21 protein-coding genes are annotated in these 22,798 nt (G+C 59.4%); 11 read left to right on the top strand and 10 right to left on the bottom strand.

Annotation, left to right across the window (positions count from 1 at the left end; translation table 11 throughout):
- Positions 1–21: 21 nt before the first annotated feature.
- Positions 22–1,104: a polyamine ABC transporter substrate-binding protein gene (locus KX928_RS04070; protein WP_219499285.1), complete on the bottom strand. Its 1,083-nt coding sequence runs from the start codon at positions 1,102–1,104 to the stop codon at positions 22–24.
- A 153-nt stretch (positions 1,105–1,257) separates the two neighbouring features.
- Between KX928_RS04070 and KX928_RS04065 the strand changes: the two genes are divergently transcribed.
- The 7 genes from KX928_RS04065 (at position 1,258) to KX928_RS04035 (ending at position 9,165) form a co-directional block, all read left to right on the top strand.
- On the top strand, positions 1,258–1,950 hold the full coding sequence (locus tag KX928_RS04065; protein WP_219499281.1) for a GntR family transcriptional regulator: 693 nt from the start codon (positions 1,258–1,260) through the stop codon (positions 1,948–1,950).
- An 82-nt stretch (positions 1,951–2,032) separates the two neighbouring features.
- Entirely contained in the window at positions 2,033–3,430 is a 1,398-nt protein-coding gene (locus KX928_RS04060; RefSeq protein ID WP_219499279.1) for an aspartate aminotransferase family protein, read from the top strand.
- Positions 3,431–3,655: 225 nt separating this feature from the next.
- Positions 3,656–4,756, top strand: coding sequence for an ABC transporter ATP-binding protein (locus tag KX928_RS04055; RefSeq protein WP_219499276.1), 1,101 nt, complete (start codon positions 3,656–3,658; stop codon positions 4,754–4,756).
- Positions 4,757–4,874: 118 nt separating this feature from the next.
- The gene (locus KX928_RS04050; RefSeq protein ID WP_219499274.1) at positions 4,875–5,981 is read left to right on the top strand and encodes an extracellular solute-binding protein; all 1,107 of its coding nucleotides are present in this window, start codon (positions 4,875–4,877) and stop codon (positions 5,979–5,981) included.
- A 72-nt stretch (positions 5,982–6,053) separates the two neighbouring features.
- Positions 6,054–6,341 carry a DUF1330 domain-containing protein gene (locus KX928_RS04045; RefSeq protein ID WP_219499271.1) on the top strand — a complete coding sequence of 96 codons (288 nt, stop codon included), beginning with the start codon at positions 6,054–6,056 and terminating at the stop codon, positions 6,339–6,341.
- A complete protein-coding gene (locus KX928_RS04040; RefSeq protein WP_219499269.1) occupies positions 6,342–7,982 on the top strand; it encodes an ABC transporter permease in 1,641 nt (546 codons plus the stop codon). It abuts the gene before it with no gap.
- A 4-nt stretch (positions 7,983–7,986) separates the two neighbouring features.
- A complete protein-coding gene (locus tag KX928_RS04035) occupies positions 7,987–9,165 on the top strand; it encodes an ABC transporter permease (RefSeq protein ID WP_219499265.1) in 1,179 nt (392 codons plus the stop codon).
- A 75-nt stretch (positions 9,166–9,240) separates the two neighbouring features.
- Here the strand turns inward: KX928_RS04035 and KX928_RS04030 are convergent, their stop codons facing one another.
- Together KX928_RS04030 and KX928_RS04025 are read right to left on the bottom strand one after the other, a co-directional pair.
- Positions 9,241–10,584: a lytic murein transglycosylase gene (locus KX928_RS04030; RefSeq protein WP_219499262.1), complete on the bottom strand. Its 1,344-nt coding sequence runs from the start codon at positions 10,582–10,584 to the stop codon at positions 9,241–9,243.
- 69 nt (positions 10,585–10,653) lie between these two features.
- Positions 10,654–11,373: a helix-turn-helix transcriptional regulator gene (locus KX928_RS04025; RefSeq protein WP_219499257.1), complete on the bottom strand. Its 720-nt coding sequence runs from the start codon at positions 11,371–11,373 to the stop codon at positions 10,654–10,656.
- Between the two features lie 81 nt (positions 11,374–11,454).
- Between KX928_RS04025 and KX928_RS04020 the strand changes: the two genes are divergently transcribed.
- Positions 11,455–12,147 (top strand): glutathione S-transferase family protein, encoded by a 693-nt coding sequence (locus KX928_RS04020; protein ID WP_219499254.1) that lies wholly within the window; start codon positions 11,455–11,457, stop codon positions 12,145–12,147.
- On the opposite strand, the gene rnr is transcribed toward KX928_RS04020, so the two are convergent.
- From rnr to dapE, 4 genes are read right to left on the bottom strand one after another with little or no spacing between them, the layout of a single operon-like run.
- Complete coding sequence (gene rnr / locus KX928_RS04015) at positions 12,144–14,399, bottom strand: ribonuclease R (protein WP_219499251.1); 2,256 nt, start codon at positions 14,397–14,399, stop codon at positions 12,144–12,146. The genes KX928_RS04020 and rnr overlap by 4 nt on opposite strands.
- A gap of 5 nt (positions 14,400–14,404) precedes the next feature.
- The gene (locus tag KX928_RS04010) at positions 14,405–15,004 is read right to left on the bottom strand and encodes a TIGR04282 family arsenosugar biosynthesis glycosyltransferase (RefSeq protein ID WP_219499249.1); all 600 of its coding nucleotides are present in this window, start codon (positions 15,002–15,004) and stop codon (positions 14,405–14,407) included.
- Complete coding sequence (locus KX928_RS04005; protein ID WP_219499247.1) at positions 15,001–15,423, bottom strand: GNAT family N-acetyltransferase; 423 nt, start codon at positions 15,421–15,423, stop codon at positions 15,001–15,003. Before KX928_RS04005 ends, KX928_RS04010 begins: the two co-directional genes overlap by 4 nt.
- A complete protein-coding gene (dapE, locus tag KX928_RS04000; protein ID WP_219499244.1) occupies positions 15,420–16,565 on the bottom strand; it encodes a succinyl-diaminopimelate desuccinylase in 1,146 nt (381 codons plus the stop codon). Before dapE ends, KX928_RS04005 begins: the two co-directional genes overlap by 4 nt.
- A gap of 263 nt (positions 16,566–16,828) precedes the next feature.
- Between dapE and KX928_RS03995 the strand changes: the two genes are divergently transcribed.
- A complete protein-coding gene (locus tag KX928_RS03995; RefSeq protein WP_219499240.1) occupies positions 16,829–18,412 on the top strand; it encodes a Hint domain-containing protein in 1,584 nt (527 codons plus the stop codon).
- A 1-nt stretch (position 18,413) separates the two neighbouring features.
- Complete coding sequence (locus tag KX928_RS03990) at positions 18,414–19,508, top strand: Hint domain-containing protein (RefSeq protein WP_219499236.1); 1,095 nt, start codon at positions 18,414–18,416, stop codon at positions 19,506–19,508.
- Here the strand turns inward: KX928_RS03990 and KX928_RS03985 are convergent.
- The 3 genes from KX928_RS03985 to dapD all read right to left on the bottom strand — a co-directional run bounded on the left by KX928_RS03985 (position 19,505) and on the right by dapD (position 21,707).
- On the bottom strand, positions 19,505–19,858 hold the full coding sequence (locus KX928_RS03985) for a DUF8846 family protein (RefSeq protein WP_219499233.1): 354 nt from the start codon (positions 19,856–19,858) through the stop codon (positions 19,505–19,507). The two genes, KX928_RS03990 and KX928_RS03985, sit on opposite strands and share 4 nt — an antisense overlap.
- Positions 19,859–19,868: 10 nt before the next feature.
- Positions 19,869–20,780: a hypothetical protein gene (locus tag KX928_RS03980; RefSeq protein WP_219499231.1), complete on the bottom strand. Its 912-nt coding sequence runs from the start codon at positions 20,778–20,780 to the stop codon at positions 19,869–19,871.
- 99 nt (positions 20,781–20,879) lie between these two features.
- Positions 20,880–21,707, bottom strand: coding sequence for a 2,3,4,5-tetrahydropyridine-2,6-dicarboxylate N-succinyltransferase (dapD, locus tag KX928_RS03975; RefSeq protein WP_219500091.1), 828 nt, complete (start codon positions 21,705–21,707; stop codon positions 20,880–20,882).
- Between the two features lie 166 nt (positions 21,708–21,873).
- Between dapD and KX928_RS03970 the strand changes: the two genes are divergently transcribed.
- A complete protein-coding gene (locus tag KX928_RS03970; RefSeq protein ID WP_219499228.1) occupies positions 21,874–22,716 on the top strand; it encodes an LOG family protein in 843 nt (280 codons plus the stop codon).
- Positions 22,717–22,798: the final 82 nt, after the last annotated feature.

The raw sequence follows: 22,798 nt of genomic DNA, 5'->3' as shown, positions 1-22,798 counted from the left end.
CCGCCCATTCTGACAACGTATTCAGGTTCCCGATTTGATCTTGGTCCAAAGACGGGTGACAACCCGCTGGACTTTGGCCGGGTAGGGTGTCGTGGTGTAAAGGTTCGCCAGTGTCGCCGCGTCCGGATAGATCGCCGGGTCGCCAATGACATCCTCTTCGAGCAGGGGCTGGGATGCCTTGTTGCCATTCGCGTAATACACGTAGTTCGACGCATCGGCCATGTTCTGAGCGTCCATGATGAAATTCAGGAACACATGCGCCCCTTCCGGGTTCGGAGCATCCGCAGGAATGGCCATCTGGTCAAACCACATCAGGGCGCCTTCGGAGGGCGCGTTGTAAACGATTTCGACACCGTTGTCAGCTTCGGCGGCGCGATCACGTGCCTGCAGAATGTCACCCGACCAACCGAAAGCAACGCAGATGTCGCCATTTGCCAGGGCATTGATGTATTCGGAGCTGTGGAATTTCTGCACGTATGGACGGATCGCCGCCAACACGGGTTCGACCTTCGCAATCACGTCCGGGTCGTGGCTGTCAGGGTCTTCGCCGATGTATTTCAGCGCAGCCGGAATCATCTCGGTCGGCGCATCGAGGAAGTGAACGCCGCATTCGGCCAGTTTCTCCATGCTTGCCGGGTCGAAGATCAGGTTCAGCGATCCGATGGGCGCGTCGGCACCAAGGATTTCCTGCACCTTGTTCAGATTGGCACCAATCCCCGTGGTGCCCCACATGTAGTTGATCGAATAGGCGTTATTCGGGTCATACTGGGCAGTGCGCTCCTCGACCGTATCCCACATGTTGCTCAGGTTCGGCAGCTTGGACGCGTCCAGTTCCTGAAAAGCCCCCGCCGAAATCTGTCGCTGCAGGAACGTGCCCGACGGCACAACCACATCGTAACCAGAACCACCCGCGAGCATCTTGGTTTCCAGAACCTCATTGCTGTCGAACACGTCGTAAATCAGGTCAATGCCGGTCTCTTCCTCGAATTTTTCCAGCAGCGCCTCATCGATGTAATCGGACCAGTTGTAGACGCGTACTTCTTCGGCCAGAGCGGATGTTGCACAAAGCGCCAGAACGGCGCTGCTCATCATGAGCTTTTTCATATCATACTCCCGTTGATACAGACCGGGTTTGCCCCGGTTCGAATGAATTTGATCAAGTTTTGCCTCATTCGGCAAGATGCTTTATGCTTTCACGCGATCAAAACCTGTGCAAGGCATGTGCTTTGTATACCGCGCAATGACGAAAGACCGACCATGCAGTTGCTTAGAAAACCGGCATCGACGCCGCCACGATCCGCCGCAAAGCAGCCCGCGCACCAGCATGTGTACGAGCAACTGCGCACACGCATCCTGTTTGGTGATCTCGCACCCGGTCAGGCGGTCACGATCCAGGGGCTGGTCGAAGACCTGGGCGCGGGCATGACACCTGTCCGCGAAGCCATTCGCAGGCTCACGTCCGATGGCGCGTTAAAGATGATGGGCAACCGCAGGGTCATTGTGCCCGAGCTTACGGCAAACTGCATAGAACAGCTTGATTTTATGCGACAATCACTCGAACCGCAGCTGGCCCGGCTGGCGGCTCGCCACGTTGACGATGCGCTGCTCGACGCGCTGAAAGTCGAGGATGATGCGCTGAACACAGCGATTTCAAGGGGCGATATCCCAGAGTATCTGACCCGGAATTACCGCTTTCATGCGGTCCTGAACGCAAGCGCCAAAGCCCCGATTCTGGAGGCAACGGTTGACCGTATGTGGCTGCGTTTCGGACCCTCCCTGCGCGTCGTTTGCGGCCGCTACGGGACGTTGAACCTGCCGGACAAACATGCTGACCTTCTTGACGCGATGAACAGGCGCGATGCCGATGGGGCGGCGAAGGCCATGGCGGAAGATGTACATCAGGGCATGTTGCAAATCCGCGCCGCATTGTCCTCGGATACATCGCATTAGCGATTCGATTGACTCCGCACAATTTGATCATATTGTGCTCACAAGAGCAGTCAGCTCGCGATCATCAAACGACAGGTGCTTCATGTCCGCCATCACCAATCATATGCCAACCGCCGAGTTGCAGGCTCTTGATGCGGCTCATCACATGCATCCGTTCACGACAAACGATGAACTCGCCGCCAAGGGCGCGCGCATCATCACCCGCGCCAAGGGTGTTTATCTGACCGACAGCGAAGGCAACCAGATCCTCGATGGCATGGCGGGTCTGTGGTGCGTGAACATCGGCTATGGTCGTTCTGAAATGGCCGAGGTCGCGGCGCGTCAGATGATGGAGCTGCCCTATTACAACACCTTCTTCATGACCACGCATGTGCCCGCCATCGCTCTCGCACAGGAAGTGGCCAAGCTCGCGCCTGAAGGGTTGAACCACGTCTTTTTTGCCGGGTCAGGATCCGAAGCCAACGATACCAACATCCGGATGGTCCGCACCTACTGGGCGGAGAAAGGCAAGTCAGCCAAAACCAATATCATCAGCCGCAAGAACGCCTATCACGGGTCATCCATGGGGTCGGGGTCTCTGGGCGGCATGAGCTACATGCACGCGCAGGGCGGCATGCCCATCCCCGGCATTCATCACATCAACCAGCCGGACTGGTGGGCAGAGGGTGGTGACATGACGCCCGAAGATTTCGGCCTCGCCCGGGCGCGTGAACTGGAGGAGAAGATCGCGGAGCTTGGCGAAGACACAGTCGCGGCCTTCATCGCCGAACCTATTCAGGGTGCCGGCGGCGTTGTTGTCCCGCCCGAAACCTACTGGCCCGAAATCCAGCGCATTTGCGACAAGTACGACATCCTGCTCATCGCGGATGAAGTGATTTGTGGGTTTGGCCGCACCGGCAACTGGTTCGGCAGCCAGACCGTTGGCATTCGCCCCCACATCATGACCATCGCCAAGGGGTTAAGCTCGGGTTACCAGCCCATCGGCGGGTCGATTGTCTGCGACGAGGTTGCAGAGGTGATCGGCGCGACAGAGTTCAATCACGGCTACACCTATTCGGGCCATCCTGTTGCGGCCGCCGTTGCTCTGGAAAACCTGCGTATCCTGCAGGAAGAAAACATCTTGGATCACGTCCGCGATGTGGGCGCGCCAGCGCTCAAGCAGGGCCTCAACGAACTGGCGGATCACCCGCTGGTTGGCGGTGTCTCGATCATGGGCATGATGGCCTCGCTTCCCCTGACACCGCACAAGGCAAGTCGGGCGAAGTTCGCAAGCGACGCTGGCACTGTCGGCTACATGTGCCGTGAAAGATGCTTTGCCAACAACCTCGTGATGCGCCATGTCGGCGACCGGATGATCATTTCCCCGCCGTTGATCATCGACCAGCCGGACATTGATGTCTTTATGGCCCGGGCGCGCAAGGCGCTTGATGAAACCTACGCCCAGGTCAAAGCGGAGGGGATGCTGAAAGCGGCATCATGACTCGATTTCCATGCTGGCTGTGCCACGCATTCTGCGGACCAAAGAAATGTTCACGCTAACACATTGATCGAAACAGATCGGATCGATGCTCATTTCGATTTTTTTGCCTTGAATCGGCTGAAAATCCGCTCACGCATTGTTAAGCGCTTGCACTCAGCGGGTCGCATCGTGTTAGCTTTGCGGCAATCAGCGCGGAAAACCGCCGGAAAAAACGGGGAGCCTCTTTTGGCCAACACAACAAACGTAGACGCGTTCGTCGAATTCGAACGCGTGCAAAAAAGCTATGATGGCGAGAACCTCGTTGTCAAAGACCTGAACCTCTCCATGCCAAAGGGCGAATTCCTTACGATGTTGGGACCATCGGGATCTGGCAAGACAACCTGCCTGATGATGCTCGCAGGGTTTGAAACCGCTACCCACGGGGACATTCGGCTCGACGGGGTGTCGATCAACAACATCCCGCCGCACAAGCGTGGGATCGGCATGGTCTTCCAGAACTATGCGCTATTCCCGCATATGACCGTGGCAGAGAACCTCTCCTTCCCGCTGGAAGTCCGCAAGATGAGCAGATCGGACCGCGAGGCGAAAATCAAACGCGCGCTGGACATGGTCCAGATGGGCGATTTCGCAGGACGTCGTCCCACGCAGCTTTCTGGTGGGCAACAACAGCGTATTGCCTTGTCCCGCGCTCTGGTCTTTGAACCCGAACTGGTGTTGATGGATGAACCGCTGGGCGCCCTCGACAAACAGCTGCGCGAAACTCTGCAATTCGAGATCACCAAGCTGGCCCATGACCTGGGCATCACCGTGGTCTACGTGACTCACGACCAGACCGAAGCGCTGACCATGTCCGACCGCGTTGCTGTCTTCGATGACGGGCGCATCCAGCAGCTGGCCCCGCCCGACAAGTTGTACGAAGAGCCGGAAAACAGCTTCGTGGCGCAGTTCATCGGCGAGAACAATACGCTCGAAGGTATCGTCAAGGAGATCAAGAACGGTGTGGCGTTGGTTGAACTGGACGGTGGCGAAATCATCGATGCCAAGCCGGTAAATGTGTCGTCAGCGGGCGAACGGACACGCGTTTCCATTCGTCCCGAGCGCGTCGAATACAACAAGGACCGCCTCAGCGATGATGCCCACACACTCAACGCCGAGGTTCTGGAATTCGTGTACATGGGCGACATCTTCCGCACCCGCCTGCGGGTTGCAGGGACCGATGATTTTATCATCAAGACGCGAAATGCGCCGGACGTCGAGCGCCTGACCCCCGGCCAGCACATCGAAATCGGCTGGCTGCCCCAAGATTGCCGCGCCTTGGACGCCTGACGTCAATGGCGTGCGACCTGTCGTGCATCCAACACGGGCACGATCAAAGAGAGGCGGCGGCCAAGCCCGTTGCTGCATGCCTCACAACCCAAACGGGCACATAATTGGGAGACTATTAATGAAACTGACCAAGACGCTTTTGGCATCCACCGCACTGACTGTTGCGGCTGGCATGACTCTCGCCGATGGCCACATGGCATCGGAGATGACAATTGTCAGCTGGGGGGGCGCCTATTCCAACTCGCAACAGCAAGCCTATCACAACCCTTACGCGGAAAAGACCGGCGTTGAGATCATCAACGATGAATCCTCAGCTGAAGCCGTGGCCAAGCTGCGCGCGATGAACGAAGCGGGTAATGTCACGTGGGACGTTGTTGACGTGGTGGCTGCCGACGCCATCCGTCTGTGTGACGAAGGCCTCGCGATGGAAATCGACCCTGACGAGCACCTGGCCCCCGCGCCTGACGGCACATCGGCCGCAGATGATTTCGGCGACCTGCTGGTATCTGACTGCTTTATTCCGCAGATCGTTTATTCCACAACCTTCGGCTACCGCACCGACATGGTGGGCGACACGCCACCAACTTCCGTCTGCGCGGTGTTTGACACCGAAGCTTATCCGGGCAAGCGCTCGCTGGAAAAACGCCCCATCAACAACATGGAATGGGCACTGATCTGCGACGGCGTACCAAAGGACGAAGTGTACGACGTGCTGGAAACCGCGGAAGGCCAACAGCAGGCGCTCGACAAGCTCGCCACCATCAAGGACGATGTCATCTGGTGGTCTGCCGGCGCGGACACACCACAGCTGTTGGCTGATGGTGAAGTGGTCATGGGGTCTACCTACAATGGCCGCTTGTTCTCGGTCATCGAAGAACAGAAACAGCCTGTTGCCATGCTCTGGGACGCGCAGGTGTTTGACCTCGACGGCTGGATCATTCCAACCGGTCTGAGCGATGAGCGTAAAGCCCGCGCACTGGATTACATTTACTTTGCGACAGACACCCAGCGTCTGGCGGATCAGGCCAAGTACATCAGCTATGGACCTGCGCGCGCGTCTTCTGCTCCGCTGGTCGGTCAGCACGCGGATCTTGGTATCGACATGGCGCCGCACATGCCGACGGATCCAAACAATGCCAAGAACACGTTCCTTTATAACTACGAGTTCTGGGCCGACTACCGCGACGACATCGACGCGAAGTTCCAAGCCTGGTTGGCGCAATAAGCCCCGTCAGCCACTGATATCATTGAAGGGGGCCTGGACGGGCCCTCTTCACGAAAAGACAAAGGACGCATCATGCCCAAAGGCTATATCATCGCGCACATCACCGTGACAAACCCGGACGCCTACAAGGAATACGTGATCAAGGACACGCCTATTCTCGAAGGGCTGGGAGGGCGCTTCGTGATCCGCGGCGGGCAGGCTCAGGTCGTCGAGGGCGAAAGCCTTGAGCGGCATGTCGTCATAGAATTTCCGTCATATGCGCAGGCGCTCGCCGCCTACAATGACCCCGAATATCAGGAGGTCGCGGAGATCCGCCGCCGCAACGCAGAGAGTTCCATTATCGTCGTGGAAGGTACCTGAATGACAGATGCAACCGAACAGACAGGACCCATGATGGCAGCCGATGGCACGACGCTGAAGTCGAGCCTGAACCGGGCGCTGCGGCGTCAGAAACTGCGCGCCTTGGCCTTGATCGCTCCCCTGCTGATCTTCGTGCTGGTCACCTTTATCGCACCGATCGCGGACATGTTGTTCCGCTCCGTCGAGAACCAGATCGTATCCGAGACACTTCCGCGCACGACCGCGATGTTGAAAGACTGGGACGGGGACAGCGGTGAAATCCCTTCGCCGGAAACCTTCGAGGCGCTCTACAAGGACATGTTCGTCGCCAAGGAACGCAAGCTTCACACGCGTCTCGGGTCCCGTCTGAATTACGAATTGACGGGCGTATCCTCGCTCTTCCGGAAATCCGGTCGCAAGATTGAAGATATGGGCGAGGTCTATCAGGACCAATTCGAGGATCTGGACAAATTCTGGAAAGACAGCGAAAACTGGAACGCCCTGATGGGGTCTGCTGACTGGCTGGCCGCGCAGAACGCGTGGGATCCCAGGTCAGAAGCAATCCAACCGGCCTTCGAACCCAATGAGCAAATCGCCGGCATCTTGCCGGAAACTTCCGCAACCTTCCAGACATTTGCGGATTTCGTACAGAATGAAGACGAGAAAAACCTCGCCAAACAAGACCCTTGGGCGCTGGTGTACTCTGCCTTGTACAACGATCTGAGTGCCGGTGCAGATGTTTCGGGTTACAACGGCCCCGGATCCGCCGCGCTGAAGGCCGCCATGGCAGCGGTCGGAGATTTTGAAACCGTCGACTATCCGGCATCCTTCCAGGAGATCGACAAGGATTGGCACGACATCGACGTCTGGCAAACCATCCAGACCTACAGCCCCGATTTCACCTCCGGCTACTTCCTAAACGCCGTGGATATGAAAAAATCCCCTGATGGCGCCGAGATGCGGCCGGAAAACGAACAGCTTTACATCAAGCTCTTCATCCGCACGCTTTTCATGTCGCTGGTCATCACCGGCAGCTGTATCCTTCTCGGCTATCCTGTGGGCTGGATACTTGCAAACCTGCCCGCGCGCACCGCCAACCTGCTGATGATCCTCGTGCTTCTGCCGTTCTGGACATCGCTGCTGGTCCGGACATCCGCGTGGAAGGTCATGCTGCAGCAACAAGGTGTGATCAACGATACGCTGGTCTGGCTCGGCGTGGTGGCCGATGACAGTCGTCTGGCGCTCATCAACAACCAGACCGGCACGATCATCGCGATGACGCATATTCTGCTGCCCTTCATGATCCTGCCGCTCTATTCGGTGATGAAGACAATCCCGCCCAGTTATCTGCGGGCCGCCAAATCGCTCGGCGCCACCAACTGGACAGCCTTCTGGCGGGTCTATTTCCCACAATCGGTACCCGGTATTGGTGCAGGTTCCATCCTCGTTTTCATCCTGTCGATCGGCTACTACATCACCCCCGAACTGGTTGGCGGAACAACCGGGACGTTCATTTCCAACCGGATCGCGTATCACATCTCCAGTTCGCTGAACTGGGGTCTGGCGGCCGCGTTGGGTGCCATTCTGCTGGCAGTGGTTCTTGGCCTCTACTGGGCCTACGACCGGATTGTCGGCATTGATAACGTGAAGTTGGGAGGCTGAGACCATGGCTGCACTCACACCGATTTCCCGCACGCCTGTTTCCTTTTACGTGCCCGTTGTGGCCGCCGCAGGAGCGGTAGCAGGGCTTCTTGTCGGCACGGCACAGGGCAGTTCGCTCCTCGGCATCGGCATCGGCGCGCTGCTGATGGCCGCACTTGCCTTTGTCACGACACAGGTCGCCAGGGCTGAAACGCCATCCCGCTGGGCGATGGTGGGCCTGCTGGGTATTGCCGGGTTTGTGATGGGCGGGTTTGCTGCCGCCATCATCGGCGCGCTGTTCGGCTGGTTTTTCGGCTGGTTCAGTTTCTGGCTCTACGAAGGGCGATACCGTGCCTATGTGGCGCCTTACCTCACACCCGGCCAGGTACTGTGGCACTACACCTTTCGCGTGATCTGCGGCGCCATTCTGGTCTTCCTGATCACGCCCATCCTCGTGGTGATGCCGCTGAGCTTCAACGCCGAAGACTTCTTCACCTTCACGCCCGAGATGTTGCGGTTCGATCCCGCTGGCTATTCGCTCAAACACTACGAAGACTTCTTCACCAATTCCGACTGGCAAAACGCCCTTGCCAACTCGGTCAAGATTGCACCAATGGCGACACTGCTCTCCGTCAGCTTCGGCACCCTGGCGGCAATCGGGCTGAGCCAGCCGCATGTCCCCTTCAGACGCGCCATCATGGCCATCCTGATCTCGCCGATGATCGTGCCGCTGATCATCTCGGCCGCAGGCATGTACTTCTTCTACAGCCGGATCGGCCTGCAGGGCACCTATGTCGGTGTCGTCCTTGCACATGCGGCCCTGGGTATCCCCTTCGTGATCATCACAGTGACAGCAACACTTGTCGGTTTTGACAATTCTCTCACGCGCGCCGCGGCAAACATGGGGGCCGGGCCGGTCACGACCTTCTTCCGCGTCCAGATGCCGCTGATCCTGCCGGGTGTGATTTCGGGCGGCCTCTTCGCCTTTATCACCAGCTTCGACGAGGTGGTTGTCGTCCTCTTTGTCGGCTCTGCGGGTCAGAAAACCTTGCCGTGGCAGATGTTCACCGGCCTGCGCGAACAGATCAGCCCGACAATCCTCGCCGTCGCAACGATCCTCGTGATCATCTCCATCGCATTGCTGACGGTGGTGGAAATGCTGCGGCGCCGGTCCGAGCGCCTGCGCGGCATGTCACCGGGCTGACGGCGCAAACTTCTCTGGTTCAGAAATATCCCCGCCGGAGGCTGTCCGATCCCACGGGGATCGGACATCAAGACCCTATCGCAGACGGTTCAGCAGGCTAAGCGACGCGTATCCATCGGGCGCCAGCCCCTTGCTACGCTGATAGGCGCGAACGGCTTCGATCGTCTTGGGGCCAATCTTGCCATCGACGCCTTGCGTGCTGAACCCCGCCCGGGTCAGGCGTTGCTGCATTTCCTTGCGCTCCGCGAAAGTCAATGCACGGTCGCCCCTTGGCCAGCTTGCCTTGATCGCCGGGCCGCCCTTGATCCGGTCACTCAGATGGCCCACGCCAATCACGTAGGCATCGGCGGTGTTGTACCGCTCGATCACGCTGAAATTCTTGAAGATCATGAAGGCCGCACCCTGCCCGCCCGCGGGCAACAGGATCGACGCATTGCCATAGTTCGGAACCGCCCTGCCGTTGATACCCACGACCCCCAACCGGCCCCATTGCCCGGGAGATTTCGTGGTCTTCCGGTTCGCCAGCGCGTAATTGAAGCCTTTGGGAAGTTGCACTTCAACCCCCCAGGGTTGACCCTTCACCCAGCCAAACCGTGCGAGATAGGCGGCGGTCGAGGCCAGTGCATCGGAAGGGTCATCCGACCAGATGTCGCGCCTGCCGTCGCCGGTGAAATCAACCGCATAGGCAAGATAGGATGTCGGAATGAACTGCGTGTGTCCCATGGCGCCGGCCCAGCTGCCGGTCATGTTACGCGGGCTGGTGTCACCGTTCTGAATGATCTTGAGCGCTGCAACCAGCTGTTGTTCGAAGAACTTGCCGCGTCGCCCGTCATAGGCGAGCGTTGCCAGCGACTGCACGATATCATTGCTGCCGCGGTATTCACCATAGGCGCTTTCAAGCCCCCAGACGGCAACAACCACTTCCTTATCGACACCGTAGCGCTTCTCGATCGCGTCCAGTTTGCGGTTGTGTTTGCGCAGGGCGGCCTTGCCATTCCTGATCCGCGTATCCGAGGCGGCACTGTCAAGGTATTCCCAGATCGTCTTTGTGAATTCTGATTGGTTGCGATCGCGCCGAATGACATCCGGATCGTACTGGACCCCCCTGAACGCCGCCGTCAGAACATCCGCCCGAATACCCTGCGCCCGGGCCCGGCGTTCGAAACCGCTGATCCAACGGGCAAAACCGGGATCGGACGCTGCCTTGGTAACAACGGGGACCGGCGCGGTCGCCAGATCAGACGGCCGCAGTTTCGGCCGCACTGCCGGGCTCTGAACAGCCACGCTTTCAACGCCCTGGGCAGCGTCCTGAACGGGTCTCAGCACCGGTCGCAAGGACTGCGTCGCTCCGAAAGCACTTGCCTGAATGCCCATCAATCCAGTTGCACAAGCAACTATGCCAAACGTCTTCCACCGCATGATATGCCCTACTGCTGCTTTATTGTTATTGCCCACAGTGTAGCGCGTGTCCGGCAATTTCAAAAGAATTCAATCAGAGGTTCTGCGATCAATCGCCGATGGGTCGACGTAACAGCGGATGATGTCGAGGTGTTCGCGCAGCATCGGTACTCTGCGCGGGCGGAAACTGTTCTCCGTACGGTGCAGATTGCGCATGCGATCCAGCCGAAAGGTCCGGAAATCCTGGCGTAAATGGCACCAGGCCATCAGCACATTTGTCTTGTCGAGATATACAAGACCCAAGGGATCGACCTCGCGCACGGTCTCCGCGCCCTGACCATCGGTGTAATCGAAACTGACACTCACTTCGTCCCATGTCGCGGCGCGCAGGGCGGCGACATCAATTTCGATTTCGGGGGGGCGGGTGAACCGGTGCGCATCCAGAACGGCGTGTTGCAGCCGGTGTGCCTGCCGTGGCGGCACGCGGGCCTTGATCTTGGCCAGTGCCGAGCGCGCCGCCTTCGCCAGCGCCGGATCACCGATCACCGCCACATCCCTGAGGCCCAGAACCAATGCTTCCAGTTCGTCGTCTTCGAACCCGAGCGGTGGCAGTGTCGCATCCTCGATCAGTGTGTAGCCGAAACCGGCCTCGCCATCGATCACGGCACCCATACTGCGCAGGGCGTCGATGTCGCGGTAGATCGTACGCTCCGACATATGCATCTCGCCCGCCAATTGTGTCGCCGTTACGGGGGGCGACAGGCGGCGCAGGGTCTGCATCATCTGGAACAGGCGGTGAGTGCGGCTCATACCGGCAGCATATCACATGTGCTGACAGAATTTGACAGGAGCTGCGGTTAGTTTTGCGTCAGAACAAATGGAGCACGCACCATGATTACACTGCTAACTTACCCGCCCGCCTTCGGACAGTTTTCTGGTAGCCCGTTTTGCAACAAGGCGGCGCATTTTCTGAAGCTGTCCGGCCAACAGTGGCGGCGTGAAAACACCCTGGACCCGCGCATGATGCCGCACAGAAAGCTACCCGTCATCCGCGCCGAGGATCAACTGATCGCCGACAGCGACATGATCCGCGCCTATCTGGAATCGAAAGGGGCCCGCTTCGATGCAGGGCTGTCGGAGATGGAAAAAGCCACGTCACGCGCCTTTATTCGCATGGCCGAGGAGCATCTCTATTTCCACATTCTGCTGGATCGCTGGGACAACGACGCCGTATGGCCGGAAGTCAGGGAGACCTATTTTGCATCGGTGCCGCAGCTGCTGCGCAGGATTGTCGCGAACAAGGTCCGCAAGGACGTCCTGAAAGGTATGCAGATCCAAGGGCTTGGGCGATTCACCGCAACGCAGCGCCTGGCGCGGCTGGAGCCTGATCTGGAGGCCATTTCAACACGACTGTGGCAAAATCGCTTTCTCTTCGGAGAGCGGCCCACCGCTGCAGACGCCTCTGTCGGGCCGATGCTGAGTGCAGCTGTCGCCAGCCCCGGCAATACCCTGCTGTCTAATCGTATTCAGGAAAATGCTGTACTTATGGCCTATATCGCGCGGGTCGAGGAAATGCTCGGCTAACGGCGGCTGCGCTTGACCTTGCGCTTGGTCTTGTCGGCCTTCCGCTTCGCCTTGACGCTACGGCGCCGGGGCGAACGCCCTGCCGGAGACCTGCGGCCCTGCGGAATAGCATCCCCATCCAACGACAAAAGTTCCAGTGCGATGCCGCCGGTAACAGGAGCAGCCTCGGTGAGACGCACGATTGCGCGCTGGCCGAGGCTGATCATCATGCCGGTATCCGCCCCCATCAACGTGCCCGCTTCGGCATCGAAGTGGAAGTACTCGCGCCCGATGGAGCGCATGGGGATCAGCCCGTCCGCCCCGGTCTCATCAAGCTTCACAAAGACGCCGAACCGCGCGATCCCGCTAACCCGACCGGTGAATTCATTGCCCACACGTTCGCTGAGAAACGCGGCCATATAGCGGTCAACAGTATCCCGCTCCGCCATCATGGAGCGCCGCTCGGTATCGGAGATATGCTGGCCGACCTTCTCAAGCTCATCATAGTCTTCCGGGCGCAACCCGTCCTTGCCCCATCCATGTGCCGAAATCAGCGCGCGGTGCACGATCAGGTCGGAATAGCGCCGGATGGGCGAGGTGAAATGGGCGTAGCGCGCCAGCGCCAGGCCAAAATGGCCAAGGTTCTGCGGCGCATAATACGCCTGTGTCATCGAGCGCAGCGTGGACATGTTGATCAGTTCGGCTTCGTCCAGGCCAGCGGCATCGTTGAGGAGACGGTTCAGGTGAGAGGTTTTCAACACCTGCCCCTTTGCGAGGTTCAACCCGCTGGCCCGGGCCGTCTCGCGCAGCGCATCCAGCTTTTCCGGGCTGGGCTCTTCGTGAACCCGGAAGAGCAGCGGTATTTTCTTAGCCATCAGGGTTTCCGCCGCCGAGACATTCGCCAGCACCATGAATTCCTCGATCAGCCGGTGCGCATCAAGCCGCTCCTTGAAATTGACCGAAATCACCTTTCCGTCGTCATCAAGTTCGATGCGGCGTTCCGGCAGGTCCAGCTCCAAGGGCTGGCGCCTTTCGCGCGCCGAAACCAACGCCTCATAGGCGGCATAAAGAGGCTTCAGCACAGGCTCTAACAAGGGTCCGCACCGCTCATTCGGGGTCCCATCAACGGCTTGCTGCACTTCCTCGTAATGCAACGACGCGGGGGACCGCATAAGACCACGATGGAAGCTATGCGCCAGTTTGTTGCCGTCTGCGTCCAGTTTCATCCGCACTGCAATACAGGCGCGGGGCACCCCTTCGTGCAGCGAACACAGATCGCCTGACAACCTGTCAGGCAGCATCGGCACCACGCGATCCGGGAAATAGGTGGAATTGCCGCGGTTGCGGGCCTCGCGGTCCAGCGCCGACCCCGGCGTGACGTAGGCAGCCACATCCGCGATCGCCACCCAGACGATATGACCCCCCGTATTTTCCGGGTCGTCGTCCGCCTGCGCATAACAGGCATCATCGTGATCGCGGGCGTCCGACGGGTCGATGGTAATTAGCGGTAAATCCCGCAAATCCTCGCGGTCTTTCTGCGTCGCGGGTTTGGCGCGATCCGCTTCGGCGATCACATCATCTGGAAATCTATCCGGGATACCGTGCTGGTGAATGGCAATCAGTGACACCGCCTTCGCCGCGGAGGGGTCGCCGAGCCGTTCGACAACCCGCGCCCGCGGCAGACCCATGCGGCCCTTTGGCCCCGCCTGTTCTGCTTCGACCAACTCACCGTCGCGCGCACCATGGGTCGCGTCGCCGGCCACCTGCCATTCCTTGTCCGACCCTTTGTCGATGGGTTGGATCCGCCCGCCCTCAGCCGTTTTTCGAAAAATCCCCAGCACCCGTTTTGGGTTTGACCCGATCCGCCGGATCAGGCGCGCCTCGTAATTGTGATCATGAGCCTTGACCAAGGTCAGACGTGCAAGAATGCGGTCTCCTGCCGCAAGGGCCGGGTCGGACGCCCGCGGGATCACCAGCACGACCGGTTCGATACCTTCACCGTGCCATTCCATAGGCTTGGCAAACAAATCACCGTCCGCATCCGGCCCGGTGATCTGCAAAACACTGACGGGGGGCAGCCGATCCGGATCCTGGTAACTGCGCTTGCGCTTTTCCAGCTGACCATCGGCCTCCAGCTCTTTCAAGACGCGCTTCAGATCAATTCGCGCGGCCCCCTTGATGCCAAAAGCCTTCGCGATATCGCGTTTCGCGGTCAGTGTTGGGTTCTCACTGATCCAGTCCAGAATGTCTGATTTTGAGGGGATGCGGCTCATATCCCTCAGGTAGCACGCGCGCCCGGTGTCGTCATGCGCAAATCGTGCCCGGTGTCTACATCTCGCAAGATATCGACATGCGCCGCGCGCAGATGCGGTACGCTTTTGCGAGTGTCGTCCAATGCGTGCTCGGTTGACCATCGTACATCGGCAAAAATCCCGGCGGGCAGGGCCCGCGTTCGTTTCAGGCCCATCAACCAGAAACCACCGTCCGGTGCCGGGCCAAAGACCACCTCGGCATGGCCCAGGGCCCGAAAGGCCCGGTTGATATGCGACTTCCGAATGCCGGGAATATCGGCGCCGATGATGCAAAGCGGCCCATGGCATGGGTAGCGGAAGGCGCGGGCCATGCGGTTACCGAGATCCCCGCGCCCTTGCACCATACGTGGCAGGTGATCCGGCCAGACCCTGCTTTTGCCCCCTTCGGCATCCGGGCTGACCGCCAGTACGATCTGCCAGCGCGGATCGGAAAGCCGACGCAGCAGCGCCCGCGTCTGATGCCGAAACCACCATGCGGCCGGTACCATGCCTATATCGCGACCGAGCCGGGTTTTGACACGACCGGGGTGCGGCTCCTTCACCATGACGACAAGGGTTTGCCTCACAAAGGCTGCTCCATATCCCGATGCGCGATCCCGGCGTCATCATATGTCGGCCCATAGGCGGCAAACCCGAGTTTCCGGTAAAACGGGAGCGCATGTAATTGCGCCCCCAGTTGCGCCCGCGAAACCCCGGGAACACTTCGGGCGACATCAAGCGCTGCTCGGATAAGACTTGCGCCCAGACCGGTGCCGCGATGCGATTTGAGCACACAGACGCGCCCGATCTTGACCGTATCACCCTTGAAGACGAGGCGCGCCGTACCCACCGGCGTTTCGTCATCCTGCGCGAGAAGATGCAACGCCTCCGCGTCCAGAGCATCGACCTCCTCCGCCTCGGCGACGCCCTGCTCTTCGATAAAGACAATACGGCGCAGGGCCAGGCAGGCTTCGGTGTCATCGGTCCGCTCAATTCTCACGCTCATGCGAAATAATCCGCAAGGATGCGCCGATAGATGGATTTAAGTTGATGAATATGCGCCACCTGAACATGTTCATCCACCTGGTGCATGGACTGACCGACAAGGCCGAATTCGACAACCGGACAATGCTCTTTCACAAACCGCGCATCCGATGTGCCGCCAGTGGTCGACAAGACAGGCTGCACGCCCGTCTCGGCCTCTACCGCGGCCGAGACAAGATCCGACAAGGCCCCCGGCGGCGTAAGGAAACTCTCGCCTGAAATCTTGATCCTGAGGTCCGTGGTGACCCCGAATTCAGTCTCTATACGGGCAATTTCGCCTTTGATCCACGCGCTTAACGATGCCCCGCTATGCGTATCATTGAACCTGATATTGATGGCGGCACGACATTCTGCGGGGATCACGTTTGTCGCGGGATTGCCGGTATCAACAGTCACAACTGCCAGCGTGGAGGGATCGAAATGACCCGTGCCCTTGTCGAGTTCATGACGGGCAAACCGATCCATCAGACGGATCATCGCAGGCAAGGGATTAAGCGCGCGGTGCGGATAGGCGGAGTGACCCTGCCGACCCATCACCTTGATCCAGGCCGTCATGGAACCGCGCCGTCCAATTTTCATCATTTCCCCCATGGTGTCGGGGCAGGTCGGCTCGCCCACAAGACAGACGGCCATCCGCTCGCCCTGATCCGCCATATGGGCAAGCAGAGCGGTTGTCCCGTCGACTGCTTCGCCCTCCTCGTCGCCGGTGATCGCAAGGATGATTGCACCTTCCGGGGGCGTGTCGCGCACGAAATCCACCGCGGCGGCGGCAAAAGCCGCGACCCCGGACTTCATATCCGTGGTACCGCGGCCATACATCCTACCCTCTGTTACGTCGGCACCGAACGGCGGGTGCGTCCACGCGGCAATATCGCCGACGGGAACAACATCCGTGTGGCCGTTGAAACCAAAGGTGCGCGCATGCGCTTTCGCGCCCCAGCGCGCGAACAGGTTCCGCACCTCGCCGCGGTTTGCCCAACTGCAGTCAAACCCCGCTCCGCTCAGCAGGTCATGCAGCACATCCAGCGCCCCGTCGTCGGTCGGCGTCACAGAGGCACAACGGACCAGATCAGCGGTCAGCGCAACGGGATCAGTGGCAGACATCAGGGCTTCCTATTCAAATCGGCACAAGGCTTGCCCTAGGTTTGTGACTAATTCGCCGCAATGCCAAGAGGAGCACTCAAGAAAAGCTTAACAAAAACGCGTCATGCGTGTTAACGAATTGTTAACAATAACCCGAGGCAGGGCATCAGCAGTTTGGTCACCATAAAATTGGGGCCCGGCGCACAACAGACAGATAGAACACAACCGGTTGTCCGGGTGGTCGTCCGATGCACTGTCTCGACCGAGGGTACGAGGCAAGGGGTATGGTTGCAGCATCCAAGCTGCCTGTGCAGACAGTGCGCGAAGGCGTTGACGCAGCTGACATGGCTGCCGCGATTTTCGGCGACGGGGTGCGTGTGGAAACTGCGTCCTACACCGGCGATATAGACAGTGCGGGCATATATTCGGACGGCGATGCAATTTCCCCCACGGCCACGCCAGGCGATTCCGGCGTCATCCTGTCCACCGGCAACGCGGAGCGCTTCACCAACAGCAGCGGGTCGTCGAACAGAAGCAACAGCACCTCCGTCAATACCAGCGGGCAAAACAACAACCCGCAGTTCAATGCATCCGCCGGTACGCGCACCTATGACGCGGCCTATCTGGACGTCGATTTTGTTCCCGACCACGATCAGATGACCATCCAGTTCGTGTTCTCGTCCGAAGAATACCCTGAATTCCAGAACTCCATCTATCAGGATTTTGTGGGTGTGTGGGTCAACGGCAGCCAAGTGAACATGGACGTCGGCAACGGCGATGTTGATCCCGGAAACGTCAACACATCCAATAATATCAACATGTTCGTTGACAACCAGAACGACGATTACAACACCGAGATGGACGGGTTCACCATCACTCTGACGCTGACAATGAATGTCGTTCCGGATCAGGTGAACAGCATTCGCATCGGCATTGCCGACGTCTCTGATCACCGATACGATTCCAACCTGCTGATTGCCGCGGATTCCATCCAGACCGAACTGGTCGCCGTCTCAGACAATGTGCAGGTCTTTGCCAATGGCACCAAGACCTTCAACGTTCTCGACAATGACGTAAACGAAGGTCCCGGCACCCTGACAATCACCCATATCAATGGCCAGGCAGTCACCGCCGGGGATACGATCACGCTGCCGACCGGTCAGGAGGTGACTCTGAATGCTGACGGCACCTTCAGTGTTCTGGGTGACGGGGATGCCGAAAACTTCAACTTCACCTATTCCATTTCAAATGGCGGCAACACCGATGTCGGCTATGTGAACGCAACCTCCGTCCCCTGTTTCGTGGCGGGTACGATGATCGCGACGGCGCATGGCAATATGATGGTTGAACGGTTGAAACCCGGCGATCTGGTGATAACCCAGGATGACGGGCCGCAACCTCTCCGCTGGATCGGGACACGCACCGTGGCAGCCGCTGGCGCCTTCGCCCCGATCCACATCCGTGCAAACACATTTGGCAAACATGGCCATGTCCTCGTCTCGCCCCTGCACCGCATCCTGATCCGCGACACGGTCGCCGAACTGCTTTTTGGCGAGGCGGAGGTTCTGGTGTCGGCGAAGGACCTCGTCAACGACGGTTCCGTGCGAAAACGCGAGGGCGGCAGCGTGACCTATGTGCACCTGATGTTTGATCGGCACCAGGTGATCTTTTCCGAAGGGTTGGCGACAGAAAGCTTTTTGCCCGGGCCCCAGACAACTGAGGTGTTCGAGCGCGAAATCATCGACGAGATATGCTCAATTTTTCCCGACATAGACCCTGAAACCGGCCGAGGATACAGCGCTGCCGCCCGACGCACACTCAAACGCTACGAGGCAGAGCTTTTGCGCGCTGCCGGTCGGGCCGCGTAACATGGCATGGCTCGCGATTTCGGATCACAAGGAGAGGCGGTTTTCACTGCGCGGTGTGGGGCACGACCGTCACGACAGCCGCCTCTACCCCGGTGACGACGGGTTTCTTCTGGCCCGCGGCAGCCTCACTTTCGAAACCCGTCTGTCGCCGGACGGGCGCCCGCAGGTTCTGCTGGGCTACAGCTACGGGTGGCCTGACCAACGCAGCCTGACTTTTCAGGCCATCCCCGGCGGGGGTATTTCGCTGGTTCAGGTACAGGGTGAAAACATTGCGCATGCTGCCCTGCAACACAGCACCCCGGCCCGAACGGATGTGCTTCGGATCACGTTTTCATGGGATGCCCCCAATGCCTGGGCGCGGCTGACTGTCGAGCGACCCGAAGAACATCAGATCGCCTCCGTCATGGTGCGCGATGTGCGCCCGATGGCGCTGCAGGACTTGCGCAATATGCTGATGGCGCAGGAAGACCACGGGTTTGCAAGCGATGTAGTTTTCGCGGCCCTGTCCGATCAGATCGAACCGGTTGGACCGATGCCGTCGCTGTCGCCACTGGCCGCCGTGGCCACGCCCAATGGTTATCGCGCCCTTGGCACATTGAAACGCGGCGATACGGTGTACACGCGCGGCGGGGACATCGTGCCTGTGTTGCACCGCGTCGATCGCACCGTGCCCGCGCGGGGCAGCTTTGCCCCGGTTCGGTTGCGCGCGCCATACTTCGGCTTGCTTGAAGATGTCATCGTAACGCCCGAACAGCGTCTGGTCATTGACGGATCCGAAGTGGAGTACCTGTTTTCTCAGGAGGCGGTTCTGACCCCTGCGCGGCATCTCATCAATGGATTTGCCGCGTTGTCGGAATCAACCGGACCCACACAGCAGTATTCGCAGGTTATCCTGCCCGGCCACGAGGCGATGATGGTTGCGGGCACGGCTCTGGAAAGTCTCTATATCGGGCGTTTGCGCCGCAAACCGGCGCACCTGCCAGCGACCGTATTGCGGGGATTTGACCGCAACAGCCTGCCGGAGCATGGCCGGGCGGCCTTCAAGGTCTTGAAGTGGTTCGAGGCCATCCATCTGGCGCGTCAGCGGGCCGCCTAATCGGCATCAGCGGCCGGATGGGTGCCGTAAAACGGCTCCATCTGCGCGATAATCACGGCATTCTCGTCCAGCGCACGCTGCATGAGGCTCTTCTCCTCCGCGTCGATATCGTGCCCCTCGGCCAGACGTTCCTCCAACGTGCCGTATCCGGTGACATCCAGCGGCGCCGTGTCGGCCTGTTTCAGAACGGCCACGGTCTCTCGCACCGCTTCGGCCTCGTCGATGCCGCTGGCAAACACCACGAGACCGGCACCGGTCGCCTTTTTCGGCAAACCGTCCCCGTCCTTGCGTCCAATTTGAACAACAAGGGTGTAGACCTGCTGACGCGAGGGTTTCTTTGGGTGTGCCATGCCCTGATTGTTAGGGCTTGGCGAATGGCACCACAACGGCTTTTTGCAGGATCTGGTCAGGCGTCCAGCTGGCATAGGGCCGCCACTCCGGCGACATTTCGTAAAGATGGCGCACACCTGCGAGGATCGCGGTCCGCACGTCCGACTTCATGCGCAGGTACCGATCCGCCTGCTCTTCCCACCGAAATGCCATCCGGCCCTTGGCGTCATTGGTCACCAAAGCTTCCAGCAAGACGAGAGCGGTGCATCCGGCATGCCCCGCATGTTCCGGATCGAGGGAGACCAGTTCAACGACTTCCCCCGGGAACCAGCCGCCGTATTCTGACAGAATGCAGCTGCCTTTCAGGCAGTTCTCCAGCGCTGTACGGTGCACATCGCGCGTTTCGGCCGGGCCTGCAGTACACACAAGATCGCGTGTCTCCGATGGCATGGAGCGCGCGATCACCTTCAATATGCGGATCAGGTCATCACCGTCGTAGGTCAGCAGGTCGCGCGCTTCGGGCAGCTGGTCCAGATTGACACGCCGCGTTGTATGGGCCCATCTGAAGCCGTTCATCAATGCGGCCCGCACGGGTGACGGGCCCTTGCGATAGTGATCCTGAAAAGCGTCCCAGTTCCAAAAGAGGTCGTCGTGACCCGCGCCGTTCTGCAGGCGATCCGCTAACAGCAGCGCAGTGGCGGTCATGAAAGGGTCCAGCCCCTTGTCCGGCAAGGCCGCGGCAAGCAGCAGGTCCGCATGAATTTCCTTGGCATCCCGCGACGACAATTCACATCTTTGCTCGAAAATGATGCGCCGCAGAGCCGGTTTATGCGCCGCACCAATCTTGTCGGCAAGCGCCCCGAAGCCCGTCGCCGCAACAGATCGCAAATCCGATACAACTTGGATCGTCTGGAAGGATATCGGGACCGAGGCATGACGCATGCAACCTGTTTAACGAGACAAACAGGCCGGATTGCATCGCATTACAGACCATTACCGGGAAATACTGAGGCGCGACTGCCTCAGGTATTAAGAATGCATTTAGTCGCGCAACAACTCGTTGATAGAGGTCTTGGAGCGGGTTTGCGCATCCACCTTTTTGACGATTACCGCGCAGTAGAGATTGACCCCGTTCTTGGACGGCATGGAGCCCGCGACAACAACTGACCCCGCCGGCACTTCGCCATAGGTGAACTCGCCCGTCTCCCGGTCCACGATCTTGGTGGATTTCCCGATAAAGACACCCATACCCAAAACCGAGCCCTCGCGCACGATGCAGCCTTCAACAACTTCGGACCGCGCGCCGATGAAACAGTTATCTTCAATAATTGTCGGCCCGGCCTGCATCGGCTCAAGAACCCCGCCGATGCCGACACCACCGGACAGGTGCACGTTTTTCCCGATCTGGGCGCAGGACCCAACCGTCGCCCATGTGTCGACCATCGTGCCCTCATCCACATAGGCGCCGAGATTCACGAATGACGGCATGAGCACAACACCCGGCGCGATATACGCGGATTTCCGGACGATACAGTTCGGCACGGCGCGGAAACCGGCCGCCCTCCACTGGTTATCGCCCCAACCGGCGAACTTGCTGTCCACCTTGTCCCACCAGCCACCGTTCTGCGGGCCGCCTGCCTGTGTCTCCATGTCCTTGATGCGGAACCCAAGCAACACCGCCTTCTTGGCCCATTGGTTCACGTGCCAATCACCGTTTCCCTGTCTTTCCGCGACCCGCAATTCACCGCCATCCAGGGCGGCAAGCGTTTCTTCGATGGCTTCCCGCGTCTCACCGGTGGTCCCGGGCGTGATGGTCTCGCGCGCCTCCCAGGCTGCTTCGATGGCAGTTTCAAGCTGTGCATTGGACATCGGACGTCCCCCCAAGGAAAATTTCATGTTCCAGCGCCTATACAAGCCCGGGAACACGCGCGCAATCGTTCAAGATAACGACATGCCGTGCACCCGTTGCGCCAAACCCATTGCATCTTGGTGCGCAACATGCCCCCCTGCCCAAAACAAACCTCCGGAGTGCCCGATGAACAAACCCCGCCACCCTCTGCGCGACGCCCATACAGACCGTGACGCCACCAAGGGAGTGCCCGATACACCACAGACACGCGCGCCAGCCTACCGCCTTGCCTTCGCCGATGAAGACTTCCTGTGTCGTGAAGAGTTGCGCCCGGTGCGCCTGCAGCTGGAATTGCTCAAACCGGAGATGATGCTCGACACCCACAACATCACCAGCACCATCGTGCTTTTCGGGGGCGCGCGCATTCCCAGCCCGGCAACAAAGGACAGAGCGCGGACAAAAACGCTGGCCGATCTTTCGTATTTTTACGACGAGGCCCGGGAGTTTGCCCGTCTGATGACCCTCAAAAGCCTTGAGACCAGCGGGCGCGAGAACGTGATTGTCACCGGAGGTGGCCCGGGTGTGATGGAAGCCGGGAACCGCGGGGCCATCGACGCGGGCGGCCATTCGATCGGGCTGAACATCGTTCTGCCCCACGAACAGGCACCCAATGAATTCGTCACGCCTGCGCTGTGTTTCAACTTTCACTATTTTGCGATCCGCAAGATGCATTTTCTGATGCGCGCCAAGGCGATCTGCGTATTTCCCGGCGGCTTCGGGACCATGGACGAGCTGTTTGAATCACTGACCCTGATACAGACCGGACGCATGCAGCCGGTGCCGGTCCTGCTCTTTGGGCGGGACTTCTGGGAACGCATCCTGAACTGGGAAGCCCTCGCCGATGCCGGAACGATTTCGGAAGAGGATTTGTCGCTGTTCCGCTTCGTCGACAGCGCGTCCGAGGCAATGCATGTAATCGAGAACTGGGAAGACCTGCCCGCCCGCGACAAACTGCCCGGGCGCAATTAGTGGAACGATTTGCCCGCTGCGGTCGTTGTCCCTCCGAACAGCCAACAGCGGGTCGCACGTCGGCCCTCACCAATCATTCGGA

The sequence above is a fragment of the Roseobacter insulae genome, assembly GCF_019375555.1.
GTDB classification, from domain to species: domain Bacteria; phylum Pseudomonadota; class Alphaproteobacteria; order Rhodobacterales; family Rhodobacteraceae; genus Roseobacter; species Roseobacter insulae.
The sequence above is the reverse complement of the archived record's forward strand: the minus strand, read 5'-3'. Positions and strand labels throughout refer to the sequence as shown.

What these genes read in the sequence shown, in the direction of transcription:
- KX928_RS03980 (WP_219499231.1), bottom strand. Translation starts at nt 20,780, where the DNA reads ATGCGTCATGCCTCGGTCCCGATATCCTTCCAGACGATCCAAGTTGTA.
- KX928_RS04065 (WP_219499281.1), top strand. Translation starts at nt 1,258, where the DNA reads ATGCAGTTGCTTAGAAAACCGGCATCGACGCCGCCACGATCCGCCGCA.
- KX928_RS03985 (WP_219499233.1), bottom strand. Translation starts at nt 19,858, where the DNA reads ATGGCACACCCAAAGAAACCCTCGCGTCAGCAGGTCTACACCCTTGTT.
- KX928_RS04045 (WP_219499271.1), top strand. Translation starts at nt 6,054, where the DNA reads ATGCCCAAAGGCTATATCATCGCGCACATCACCGTGACAAACCCGGAC.
- KX928_RS04060 (WP_219499279.1), top strand. Translation starts at nt 2,033, where the DNA reads ATGTCCGCCATCACCAATCATATGCCAACCGCCGAGTTGCAGGCTCTT.
- KX928_RS04005 (WP_219499247.1), bottom strand. Translation starts at nt 15,423, where the DNA reads ATGAGCGTGAGAATTGAGCGGACCGATGACACCGAAGCCTGCCTGGCC.
- KX928_RS03970 (WP_219499228.1), top strand. Translation starts at nt 21,874, where the DNA reads ATGAACAAACCCCGCCACCCTCTGCGCGACGCCCATACAGACCGTGAC.
- KX928_RS04035 (WP_219499265.1), top strand. Translation starts at nt 7,987, where the DNA reads ATGGCTGCACTCACACCGATTTCCCGCACGCCTGTTTCCTTTTACGTG.
- KX928_RS03995 (WP_219499240.1), top strand. Translation starts at nt 16,829, where the DNA reads ATGGTTGCAGCATCCAAGCTGCCTGTGCAGACAGTGCGCGAAGGCGTT.
- dapD (WP_219500091.1), bottom strand. Translation starts at nt 21,707, where the DNA reads ATGTCCAATGCACAGCTTGAAACTGCCATCGAAGCAGCCTGGGAGGCG.
- KX928_RS04040 (WP_219499269.1), top strand. Translation starts at nt 6,342, where the DNA reads ATGACAGATGCAACCGAACAGACAGGACCCATGATGGCAGCCGATGGC.
- rnr (WP_219499251.1), bottom strand. Translation starts at nt 14,399, where the DNA reads ATGAGCCGCATCCCCTCAAAATCAGACATTCTGGACTGGATCAGTGAG.
- KX928_RS04070 (WP_219499285.1), bottom strand. Translation starts at nt 1,104, where the DNA reads ATGAAAAAGCTCATGATGAGCAGCGCCGTTCTGGCGCTTTGTGCAACA.
- KX928_RS04025 (WP_219499257.1), bottom strand. Translation starts at nt 11,373, where the DNA reads ATGAGCCGCACTCACCGCCTGTTCCAGATGATGCAGACCCTGCGCCGC.
- KX928_RS03990 (WP_219499236.1), top strand. Translation starts at nt 18,414, where the DNA reads ATGGCATGGCTCGCGATTTCGGATCACAAGGAGAGGCGGTTTTCACTG.
- KX928_RS04030 (WP_219499262.1), bottom strand. Translation starts at nt 10,584, where the DNA reads ATGCGGTGGAAGACGTTTGGCATAGTTGCTTGTGCAACTGGATTGATG.
- dapE (WP_219499244.1), bottom strand. Translation starts at nt 16,565, where the DNA reads ATGTCTGCCACTGATCCCGTTGCGCTGACCGCTGATCTGGTCCGTTGT.
- KX928_RS04050 (WP_219499274.1), top strand. Translation starts at nt 4,875, where the DNA reads ATGAAACTGACCAAGACGCTTTTGGCATCCACCGCACTGACTGTTGCG.
- KX928_RS04020 (WP_219499254.1), top strand. Translation starts at nt 11,455, where the DNA reads ATGATTACACTGCTAACTTACCCGCCCGCCTTCGGACAGTTTTCTGGT.